The 11,570-nt window shown below is 42.6% G+C and carries 8 protein-coding genes; 4 read left to right on the plus strand and 4 right to left on the minus strand.

What is annotated here, in order from left to right:
- The first annotated feature begins 84 nt into the window (after positions 1 to 84).
- Together LA313_RS00860 and LA313_RS00865 are read left to right on the plus strand one after the other, a co-directional pair.
- A complete protein-coding gene (locus tag LA313_RS00860; protein ID WP_228912716.1) occupies positions 85 to 366 on the plus strand; it encodes a Sec-independent protein translocase subunit TatA/TatB in 282 nt (93 codons plus the stop codon).
- Positions 367 to 552: 186 nt separating this feature from the next.
- Positions 553 to 1,194: an O-methyltransferase gene (locus LA313_RS00865; protein WP_228912717.1), complete on the plus strand. Its 642-nt coding sequence runs from the start codon at positions 553 to 555 to the stop codon at positions 1,192 to 1,194.
- Positions 1,195 to 1,280: 86 nt separating this feature from the next.
- On the opposite strand, the gene LA313_RS00870 is transcribed toward LA313_RS00865, so the two are convergent.
- Positions 1,281 to 1,670, minus strand: coding sequence for an endonuclease domain-containing protein (locus LA313_RS00870; protein ID WP_228912718.1), 390 nt, complete (start codon positions 1,668 to 1,670; stop codon positions 1,281 to 1,283).
- Positions 1,671 to 1,851: 181 nt separating this feature from the next.
- Here LA313_RS00870 and kynU point away from each other — a divergent pair, with 181 nt between their 5' ends.
- Positions 1,852 to 3,153 carry a kynureninase gene (gene kynU / locus LA313_RS00875; RefSeq protein ID WP_228912719.1) on the plus strand — a complete coding sequence of 434 codons (1,302 nt, stop codon included), beginning with the start codon at positions 1,852 to 1,854 and terminating at the stop codon, positions 3,151 to 3,153.
- 2,094 nt (positions 3,154 to 5,247) lie between these two features.
- Positions 5,248 to 5,802, plus strand: coding sequence for a hypothetical protein (locus tag LA313_RS00880; protein WP_228912720.1), 555 nt, complete (start codon positions 5,248 to 5,250; stop codon positions 5,800 to 5,802).
- A 535-nt stretch (positions 5,803 to 6,337) separates the two neighbouring features.
- Here LA313_RS00880 and LA313_RS00885 read toward each other — a convergent pair.
- The 3 genes from LA313_RS00885 to LA313_RS00895 all read right to left on the minus strand — a co-directional run bounded on the left by LA313_RS00885 (position 6,338) and on the right by LA313_RS00895 (position 10,578).
- Positions 6,338 to 6,997 carry an outer membrane beta-barrel protein gene (locus tag LA313_RS00885; RefSeq protein ID WP_228912721.1) on the minus strand — a complete coding sequence of 220 codons (660 nt, stop codon included), beginning with the start codon at positions 6,995 to 6,997 and terminating at the stop codon, positions 6,338 to 6,340.
- A gap of 689 nt (positions 6,998 to 7,686) precedes the next feature.
- Positions 7,687 to 8,997, minus strand: a complete 1,311-nt coding sequence (locus tag LA313_RS00890) for a capsule assembly Wzi family protein (RefSeq protein ID WP_228912722.1) — start codon at positions 8,995 to 8,997, stop codon at positions 7,687 to 7,689.
- A 138-nt stretch (positions 8,998 to 9,135) separates the two neighbouring features.
- Positions 9,136 to 10,578: a capsule assembly Wzi family protein gene (locus LA313_RS00895; protein ID WP_228912723.1), complete on the minus strand. Its 1,443-nt coding sequence runs from the start codon at positions 10,576 to 10,578 to the stop codon at positions 9,136 to 9,138.
- Between the last annotated feature and the right edge of the window lie 992 nt (positions 10,579 to 11,570).

The following is an 11,570-nucleotide window of genomic DNA, read 5'->3' on the forward strand; positions in this document are numbered from 1 at the left end:
ACTCTTGCACCACAATAGTCTTTCATCTTGTTTTTAACAAGGCACTCTTTTTAGTGATTGGAATAGTGAGTATATTTGCAACGTATGCAAACACTTCCGTTATTTATTAGTGGTGCCGAGATTGGCTTTATCATGTTTATCCTGGTAATGGTTTTTGGTGCCGACAAGATTCCAGAGATCGCCCGTGGTCTGGGAAAAGGCATGCGCAGCATAAAAAATGCTACCAACGATATTAAATCGGAAGTAATGCGCAGCGCCGAAAAGAATGGAATGGATACTTCTGTAGGAGATGATGTCAAAAAAGAAGTTGATAAGGTAAAAGAAGAAATTGAGGAGCTAACCGGCTCTATCAAACGAAGATTTTAATCCTTCAGGCACAAAATTCCACTCCCGAATTCAGCACATCAACCGCCCTTTTTGAAATCTTTTATATGAACCCTTTGACCTGTTGCAAGGATGACAGGGAATAAAAATGCCAACAGCTAAGGCTTAATTGCGAACAGCTCTTCAAAAGAAATATTAACTTCGTAATTCTAACTTTTAAACTTCCAAATGCATTTTCTTCCACAAGAAATAGACGATTACGTTGTGGCACACTCAGCCAAAGAACCAGAATTACTTCAGCAACTAAACCGGGAAACGAATCAAAAGGTCCTGCAACCGAGGATGCTCAGCGGACATTACCAGGGCAGGTTACTGAGCCTGTTGTCTAAATTGATTAATCCACAGAACATTTTAGAGATTGGCACTTACACCGGGTATTCGGCTTTATGTTTAGCAGAAGGAATGAAAAACGATGGCGTACTTCACACCATTGACATCAATGAAGAATTGATAGATCTTCAAAAAAGGTATTTTGAAGCCTCTCCCTGGAAAGAACAGATCGTACAACATTTAGGTGACGCTACAGAGATCATTTCCTCCCTAAAGGTGGATTTTGACCTAGTGTTTATAGATGCCGATAAACCAAATTATCCCACTTATTTTCAGCAGATCATGGAGAAGCTTCGACCCGGCGGGGTCATACTTTCAGATAATGTGCTTTGGAGCGGGAAGGTAGTGGAGCCGGTCAAAGAAGACGATGAATCTACCAAAGCTCTTTTGGAATACAATAAATTACTGGCAGAAGATGAAAGATTGGAAACGGTGATGTTGCCCGTGAGGGATGGGTTGACTATTTCAAGGAGGAAATAGCCTTTAGCTTTTAGCTGTTGGCCATTAGCTTCTGGCCGTTTGCTTTTTCCGTTTTGCCCCGGCCCTAAAGGGAGCCGGAAAAAGGTTTAGGAATTGATCTTTTCAGAAATAATTTTTAAAACTTTCTCCATATTTTGAATCACCTGCTGATTTGTGAAGCGAATAACATTTATGTCTTGAAACTGAATTAGTTCAGTACGGGTTTGATCTTTTATTTTTTGCTCTGAACTTTCGTGATATTCTCCATCCACTTCAATTACTAATTTCAGTTGATGTGAGTAAAAATCAGCAATGAAATGATTTATGGGGTGTTGCCTTCTAAAATGGTATGTTTTGAAAGGATCACAAATTAATTTTTCCCACAGAAGTTTTTCTGCCTCTGTCGGGTTGTTGCGAAGGTTCTCTGCCCGCTTGAAAATTTCAGATTGAGCACCTTTCCACATGCTGTTGTCATGATATGGATTATCTTTTTTCACTACAGTAAATTTAGGAAAAACTAATTCTCACCCTTTAGGGAGGGGCCAAAGAATTTGTTTTTCCAGTGTTTACAATTTTTTTGGATTCTCTTGTGTGGTTCTGCCTCAACCCTAAAGCGGCCAGGAAAAAGTGTTATCCATCCCTCCAAAAAAAACGTATTTTTGAACCAAACTTTCAGGAATGACTTTCGAAAACACTAAAGAATCCGCTCAACAACTCGATCAGCAAGACCCTCTTCAATCCTATAGAGATCAATTTCTCTTTCCTAAAGTCAATGGCAAAGAAGTAATTTACTTCACAGGGAATTCTCTGGGTCTGCAGCCAAAGAATGCAAAGAAATATGTGGATGAGATCATGACCGACTGGGCGGAGCTTGCGGTGGAAGGGCATTTTGAGGCAGAGAAGCCCTGGTGGGACTATCATGAAAGATTTGCCGGGAAGCTGGCTCCTGTTGTAGGGGCAAAACCTTCGGAAGTTACGGTCATGAATACCTTGACGGTAAACCTGCATTTATTGATGGTTTCTTTTTACCGGCCCACGAAGCAGCGTTTTAAGATCATTATGGAGGAGAAGGCTTTTCCCAGCGACCAGTATATGGTGGCGAGTCAGGTGCGGTTTCATGGATTGGATCCGGAGGAGGCAATTGTGGAGGTCAAAAAAAGGGAAGGAGAACATCATTTCAGGAAGGAAGATATTCTACAGACCATTGAAGAAGTAGGTGAGGAGTGTGCGCTGGTGTTGATGGGTGGCGTGAATTACTACAACGGTCAGGTGCTGGATATGGAAGTGATTACAAAAGCCGGAAAAGAGGTAGGGGCTTTTGTGGGATGGGATCTTGCACATGCCGCCGGCAATGTCCAGCTGAAGCTTCATGAGTGGGGAGTGGATTTTGCCGCCTGGTGTAGTTATAAATATATGAACTCGGGCCCTGGAAATGCGTCGGGTTGTTATGTTCACGAACAATATCATGGTAAAAAAGATATCCCGCGTTTTGAGGGCTGGTGGGGGCACAATAAAGGAAGACGCTTTTTAATGGAACCGGAATTCCAACCCGAACCAAACGCCAACGCCTGGCAGATCTCTAATGCTCCAGTGTTGGCTTTAGCGCCTTACCTGGCGTCACTGGAATTATTTGAAGAGGTCGGAATGCCGGCCTTGATCGAAAAAAGAAATAAGATCGTAGCTTACCTCGAATTCATCCTGCAGGAGGTTGCAAAGGAAGTTGGAGGTAATTTCGAAATAATTACTCCGGAAGAAAGAGGTACTCAACTTTCCGTGTTTCTCCATGGGCAGGGGAAGGAGCTGTTTCATTATCTTATGAAGAATGGTGTAGTAACCGACTGGCGGGAACCGAATGTTATACGCTTAGCACCGGCACCTTTTTATTGTTCTTTTCAGGATATGTGGGAGTTTGGAAAGGTGTTGAAGGGATATTTTAAGAAGCAAGAGGCAAGAGCCAAGACTAAAAAATTCAGGATTTGAAGATGTGGGGGTGAAGATAAAGATTTTTTGGTGATCCCGAGAAAAATGGGTGAACGAGAGTGCAAGACATTTATGAAGGCTTTATTCCTTATTTTGTCCCGTAGGGACGGTATATTGGTAAAAACAATATAACCTAGAACAAGGAGTGCCATAGGTACGGCAATATATCTTACGTACCAGTGGATTGCAACATGAAGACCCTGATACAAGTTCAGGGTGACGTTAGCTTGTCCTTTATCCACTGACCTTCGTGCATTAATTAAGCTAGTAGCTAATGGCCAAAAGCCAACATCAAAAGCTTTTCCATGTCACTCCATTACTCGGTCACTCCGTCACAACATCACAGAAAGGAACGGACACCTCACAACCGACAACTGATCCTTTGTCATTCCGAGCGCAGCTTTTGCGGAGCGAAGAATCTCTTTTATTTCTTACGTACAAGTGGATTGCATCGTGAAGACCCTGAAACAAGTTCAGGGTGACGTTAGCACAAAAGTTTTAAATCCTGGTTTTTTCTCTGTTTTTTGTCCACCTATCTCTATCCACTAATTAGAAGCTAACCAAAAGGCTTTTCTACCGACAGTCAGAATCGGTCGATTATTTCTCGCAGATCCCGAAGATTTTCCTAAATGCTTTTCCCGGCTCCCTTTAGGGAGGGGCAAAACGGGAAAAGAGAATGCTAATTGGATTAAAAAAAAGACCCTGAAACAAGTTCAGGGTGACGTTAGCTTGTCCTCTGTCCACGGACCTCAGTGCATTAATTAAGCTGGCAGCTAATGGCCAAAAGCCAACAGCCAAAAGCTTTTCCATGTCACTCCATTACTCGGTCACTCCGTCACAACATCACAGAAAGGAACGGACACCTCACAACCGACAACTGATCCTTTGTCATTCCGAGCGCAGCTTTTGCGGAGCGAAGAATCTCTTGATCTCCTTTTTTTACAAGTGGATTGCAACGAAAAGACCCTGAAACAAGTTCAGGGTGACGTTAGCTTGTCCTTTGTCCACTGACCTTCGTGCATTATTAAGCTAGTAGCTAATGGCCAAAAGACAACAGCCAAAAGCTTTTCCATGTCACTCTATTACTCGGTCACTCCGTCACAACATCACAGAAAGGAACGGACACCTCACAACCGACAACTGATCCTTTGTCATTCCGAGCGCAGCTTTTGCGGAGCGAAGAATCTCTTTATCTCCTTTTTTTACAAGTGGATTAAAAATGAAGACCCTGAAACAAGTTCAGGGTGACGTTAGCACAAAAGTCTTACATCCTCGATTTTTCTATGGATATTCAGAAACATTAACTGATTATTTCTCGCAGATCCCGAAGATTTTTCAAATGCTTTTCCCGGCTCCCTTTAGGGAGGGGCAAAACGGGAAAAGAGAATGCTAAGTGTATTAAAAAAAAGACCCTGAAACAAGTTCAGGGTGACGTTAGCACAAAAGTCTTACATCCTCGATTTTTCTACGGATATTCAGAAACATTAACTGATTATTTCTCGCAGATCCCGAAGATTTTCCAAAATGCTTTTCCCGGCTCCCTTTAGGGAGGGGCAAAACGGGAAAAGAGAATGCTAATTGGATTAAGAACATGAAGACCCTGAAACAAGTTCAGGGTGACGTTCGCTGTTTTTTCCGTCCTCTGCCCACCGACCACCGTCCATTAATTAACAGTCAACAGCTTCACAACATCACTGCATCACTTCTTCACAGCGTTAAAACGTCATTCCATCACTCCATCACTCTGCCCAAATATCAAATAAATTTTAACTAACTGGTTGTAATTCAATAATTTATTTATAAATTTAACATTCTTCCCCCTTTTTTACTATTCCCTCATCATTTGGATTATTAACCCTATAAATATGAATTATGAAAAAGTTGGTGTACTGGTTATTCCTGATCCCATTGATGGTAATAGCCCAAAATTCGGAACAAAGCAATTAGCCTTACGCTGTATTTGAAAATGCCATTCTAACCCCTCAACCTGACAAAGTTCAGCAGTTCGAGCAGGGATTGGCTGCGCACAACAAAAACTTTCACGCTTCCGAACCTTATGGAGCGCGGGTTTACCATATCTCTAATGGACCCAATGTGGGTAAATATATGTGGACCATGGGACCACTGCCGTGGGGTGCTATGGATGAAAGACCTGCTGATAAGGCACATGATGATGACTGGATCAATAACGTTGTAAAGTACATGACAGCAGATTCTGATCAGTCTTACTGGAAGTTTAACAATCAGCTGTCCAATTTCCTAAAAGATTTTAAAGTGAATAAGTTACTGGTAGATATGTACGATGTTAAGCGTTTTAAGGATGAAGGAGTGATGGCAGCGGTGGAAAAAGTGGCTAAGGTGATGAAGGAGAAATTTCCAGACATGACCTTTGGAATATACACCAATGAAATGCCTTCCACTAAAGATGGCCGGGATCTCTCCATGGTCTTCTTTTTTGACGATATGGCCTGGCTGGGAGAAGATCCCAAATTCGTTCAAGCCTATGAAGAGATGTATGGACAGGACAGCTGGAAGGATTTTATGAAAGAGTGGGGCGAGACAACAGATGGAAAACAATCTGAACTCTGGATCTTTGATCCCGAACTCAGCGGGCTGGGAGCTGATGTCAAGGCTATGGAAAGGCAGTAAAATGATGTAGATCAATAAAAAATCCACTTTTAAAAAGTGGGTTTTTCTTTTGCAATTATGTCTAATTGATAACTGTCATTTCGAAGGAGCTGCTTCGGCGACTGAGAAATCTGCCACAATGATAGTATGAGGCGATTTTCTCTGTTAAGAATGCTGTTTGCTACTATTGGTGAGATCTCTCGTCGTGTGTTCTTTCTGCCGAAAGAAAACGCTCTGTGGAGATGACAAAGGATTTTGACCGACAACCGATAACTTACAACTGCTTAAGCCAACAGCTAAAAGACTTATAATGCATTGCGAATTATCTCAATCTTCATACTTCTAAAATCTTACTTCCTCCTGCCTCTGTTCTCAATACATTTCACTTCGCTCCAGCTCAGGAAAAAACCTCGAACTGACTACACTTCTACCTTTTCACTTCTAAAATCTAACTTCAAACGAGATCTCTCGTCGTGTGTTCTTTCTGCCGAAAGAAAACGCTCTGTCGAGATGACAAAGGATTTTGACCAACACCTATAACTCACAACCGAAAACTCTAAAAATAACAACTCCTCTTTCTTCTCCAGAGATTGGCAGAGTCAAAGATTTTAAAGTTGATGCTCAGCATGAACTGGTTTAAGCGGCCGTCATCAAAATAGGCATTATTCATCACTCCCGGAATATTAATTCTCTGGTTCTCACGGGAGTCAAAAGTGATATCGTAGCGCAGATCAAATTGGAATTTTTTCAGCTCCCACAAAATCCCCAGTTGAAAGGCCCAGTTATTTTGCTGGTTGACGGGTTGGGGATTTACATTTTCAATCCTGGTTTTCAGGAAAGTTTGATAGGCAGGACCGGCGAAAGCCCTTAGTGGTCTATATATATCATGACCCACCAGGACAGGGATACTCAATTTGTCTATGCTGTAGAGAGAAGGATTTTCGGGAAAAGGGAATTCTCCTCTCGCATGGCTGTAAAAGATTTCGGGACGAACAAAAAAGTTTCCGAATTCTAACTGTGCGAAGGCTCCTCCCTGATATCCAATGCGGGAATCGGTTGAAAAATTTCCGGCACTCCCGTCGATCTGGGCAGAAAGTTTATTGACGCTGTAATTGCCACCACCTTTCAATCCCAGGCTAAATTCCTGAGCTCTAGCAACTATACCTCCAAATAAAAAGAAAGAGAAAAAAATTATATAGTTTCTAAAAAATTGCATTCAGAGAATGTTTCTACAAAGAAAAAAATATATATTAACATAAAACGCTAAGAGTATGAAAATAATTGCAGCAGTAGCAGTTTTATTTTTTCTTTAGTAAAAACAGGAAGGTATTGTGCAGTAACAAGGAAGGATATAAATTCGGTAAGTAAATGAGATTCAAGATCTGGCAGGGGGCTGAACCCGGTTTAACCTGCTGACAGAGATCTGCGGAGCAATACGGAGATTCCTCCTTCGTCTGAACGACAAGAATCTAAAGAACTATAATGGTAATTTATAAATGGTCGACGATAGACAAAAGATGAGATCTCTCGTCGCATCATCTTTCTGACGAAAGAAAGTGCTCTGTCGAGATGACAGAAGAACCCGTAACTCGAAACCCGCAACAGTATGTACCTTCTTCACTCCGTCACTCCGTCACACCATCACTTAATTGAACAACAACTCCAATGATGAAATCTCTCGTCGCTTCCTCTTTCTGCCGAAAGAAAACGCTCTGTCGAGATGACAATATTGAGAAACAAGAAATAAGAGACTAGAGCCAAGACTGGCTTCAATAGATCACTTCGTCACAGCTTATCACAGCCAAAAGCCAAACAGCCAAAGGCTTCAAAATAGTACAGCTCCATGTTATTACTTCATTAATGCATAACAACAGCACAACACCACTTGATCACGACAACACAACATCACTCAACCACGTACTTTAAACTTACTCCCGCAGCATAGTTAGGATTTGCCATGTTACTGTAGTCGGTGGCAAAAAGAAAATTGATATGAAAATTGTCATAGATGCTGTTGAAGATCCTGATATCGAAAAGAATTGAAAGTTTATGCTCGATAACGTCACCGGGGAAGAGGGAAGTTCCGAAAGTGCCTTCGTTTTGAGCAAAGGAAAGCAGGAACCGGTAAGGGTAAATATCGTAAGAAGAGGGTAGATTGCCGCTGACTCCGAAATGATGGACCAGGAATTTATTGCTAATGATCTGATCCTTTACTTTATCATATAGAAAAAAAGGAGCGCCAATTACCTTTTCATGGAAGGTCCAGCCTGACTGATATAAGTAGCTATTAAAATATTGATCATAAAGATGTGGTCCAGTGCGGCTTTGATCCCGGGTATAGTAGAACTCGTAAATAAAAGCTGAAAATAAAACTTCGCTGTCCAATTTTTGAAGAAACAAGCCATAGCGGCCATCGGGAAAATTGGCAAGGCGACTGCCGGAGCCATCTTCAAAAATACTGTTGTATAAAAGTTCAAGAGAGAAGTCTCTATACTTCCTTTGTACATTTAGTTCCCAGGAGCCGAGATGGTTTCCGAGTGTATTTTGCTGCTCAGTTGCAATGGCTGCTTCTCCACCATGTCTTCCGGTGATGATCTTGAGATAATCCTGCAGGCCCGAGGGTTGTGGTCCAAAATCCGGAGAATTGCCTCCCCATTGAGCGAAGTGCAGCAATCCCGCTTTGATCATCCAGTCATCTGCAGGTCGTATGACCATTTGAAAACTTTTGTGATGAACTCTGGTCCATGGAATATATCGGTCTTCTTCAAGTATGTATTCACCCCATTTAGCTTCAAAGCCCAACCAGGGAGCTAAGAAAACTGGTCTCACTGTACCAATTTCCAGTCCGGGAAGGGGCCTGGCATTAAGGGAATGGAGGATGCTTCTGTTGGTTCCGCTAAGGCCTGCGTAAAGCTCTTCCTGCTGTTTTGCACCTGCAGTGATCTGGAACCAATCCTTACTATATCTTAGATAAGCCTCGTCTATTGCCACAGGGTTATCCTGTTGATCTCCGGTAAAAAAGCCTATTCCTGCTTCTAAGCGGCCTCCATTCCGGAAGTCGTAGACAGAAGACAGTGTGGCCGCCACAAGAGCATTAGTTCCTTTAGAAAGCCGGCCGCGACTGTTGCTGTACATCCAAAAAGGAAGTTCCTCGCCGGTACCACCCTGGACAAGACCTTCAACCTTTCCGTAGAAATCGAGTTCCTGCCCACGCAAATTAAGACCGGTTAAAATGCAGAAAATGATGAGTGTAAATATTCTTGAGGGGAAAATAAGAAGGGCTGTTATGGTTAAAAAAAAGATCCTTCAAATATAATGAAGGATCGGTTGCTAATTTAGGTTGAGGGAAAAGATTTAAAAATCTTGCGGTTCTATTTCATAAACGAGGTGTAGGCCTGCGCCAAAATTAGAACCCGCATCTGCCCCCAGATCGGCTCCAGCTTCAAGATTGACCTTGAGTGCACGATCGTAAACTGTAGCATTTACATAGGTGTGAATTACATTTTCATTTGGAATTATGTGATTGGTCCAGGAGCCTTCTCTGTGGTCATAGGTCACCAGTAATTTATAAGGGAGGTTATAGGTTCCAAAAGGCAGTCTTCCTCCGGTGCCGAAATGAATGGTGCTAAACTTATTGTTATCGATTCCCATTCCGTCGGGAGCAGGAGTAAAGAAAGGCGCTCCCATGATCCTGTCCATATAAGTCCATCCCGAACGATAGATCCCGTGAGAGAAATATTCTCTTAATTGACCTGGTTGCCGTTGATTTCGGGTAGTGTAGTATTCTAAAATGAAAGAGTTGAATAATCTTTCTGTATCTACGTCTTCATAGTAGATCCCGTAGCGGCCATCAGGAAAATTTCCAAAGCCCATCCCCCAGGAATCTTCAAAAATGTGGTTATAGATAAATTGTAATCTGTAGTTCAGAAATTGTTTAGAAACGAAGAATTCGTAGCTTCCAAGATGGTTTGCGAGTACATCTGCATCCTCTGCCAATCCTGATTCTCCGCCCTGTCCTGTGATTACCTCAAGATAATCGGAAAAAGAAGATGGCCTTTTTTCTGAATCATCACCTCCCGGTTTGCCGCCCCACTGGGCGAAGTGGTGGATCCCTGCCTTGACCTCCCAATCATTTGAAGACCTGTAAACCAGGCGAAGGTTTTTATGGTGAAGCATTGCGCCTTCCACATATCGATCATTACCCAAAAAATATTCTTCCCAGGCAGCTTCTATTCCCAGCCCCTGAGGTTCTTCATATTGGTTTGAAGAAAAGAAGATTGGTCGATTTGTGGCTATCTGTAAGCCGGGAAGGGGCCGGTGATTAAGAGACCATAGCATATTCTCATTTGTGGCACTCAGGCCATTATATAAAATGGGTTCATGCTTCTGCCCGGCGGTGATCTGTAGCCATTTATATTCATAATGAGCATAAAGCTCATCTATGGCAAACTCATCATTTACCCCATCAAAATATACCAGCCCTGCACCTACTTCGATAAAGCTATCCAGGTTTAAGTAAGTGAGAGCTTTTCCAGTAATCCATGTAGAAATATTAGAATCCGGAGCTACCCTGCCGACTTTATTGCGGGACATCCAGAATGGCAACTCGTCCTCTGTCGAAAACATGCCTTTAAAGTTAACAACTGCTGAATAATCGACACCTCTTTCATAGGTTTCTGTGGTATCAAGGATTTCACCTTCATAACCAAGATCTTCATCTTTTTCCTCAATTTGGCTATGTCCGGTAGTGATGATCCCGGCCAGCGTCATTATCAATAATATGTATTTTATTTTCATGAGTATTCAGATTTTTTATTCAAAAGTAGGGGTTCATCTTGCTGAAAGAATATTAATAATGACAAATCTTTCTTAAAAAAATACATATCATTTAAAAACCTGCTGATTTTTAAGGAGTTAGGGTAAGGGCCTGTTATGCAGCTGCAACGGGACTTGAAGTGAGTGGTTTGTCCCGAGCTGCGGCAAAGGGTCGAAGTGCTTTTGAAAACGGATGTTTCCCGACAACAATAAATTCAGCAGTAACGAGCGCTTCGACTATTCCTCATGCTGCGCACTCGGGTTCAGCGTGACAATTGTGATGAAAGGTAATTTAGATTTAGTATTTTTAAGCGCTTCGACTATTCCTCATGCTGCGCACTCGGGCTCAGCGTGACATTCGTGATGAAAGGTAATTTAGTATTTTTAAGCGCTTCGACTATTCCTCATGCTGCGCACTCGGGCTCAGAGTGACAATTGAGCTGGGTTTACACTTCGACTATGCCTCGCTCTCTGGCGCTCGGTCTTAGTGTGGCAACCGTATTGTCAGACTGAGCCGCCGCAGGCGAATAGTCGAAGTCCTTGAGGAGATGGGGTTTATTGGTAATAATAAATAGTGGACTTAACAAGCGCTTCGACTAATCCTCCCGCCTGTCCTGAGCCTGGTGGAACTGGGAGTCGAAGGGCGGTCGGGCTCAGCGTGACAATTGTGATGAAAGGTAATTTAGTATTTTTAAGCGCTTCGACTATTCCTCATGCTGCGCACTCGGGTTCAGCGTGACAATTGAGCTGGGTTTACATTTCGACTATTCCTCGCGCTCTGGCGCTCTGGCTCAGTGTGGCAACCGTATTGTCAGACTGAGCCGCTGCAACGGTAGTTGTGGCAAAGGGTCGAAGTGCTTTTGAAAACGAATGTTTCCCGACAACAAGAAATTCAGCAGTAACGAGCGCTTCGACTATTCCTCATGCTGCGCACTCGGGCTCAGCGTGACAATTGAGCTAGGTTTACACTTCGA

This window comes from Salinimicrobium sediminilitoris (genome assembly GCF_020866905.1).
In the GTDB taxonomy this organism is placed as follows: domain Bacteria; phylum Bacteroidota; class Bacteroidia; order Flavobacteriales; family Flavobacteriaceae; genus Salinimicrobium; species Salinimicrobium sediminilitoris.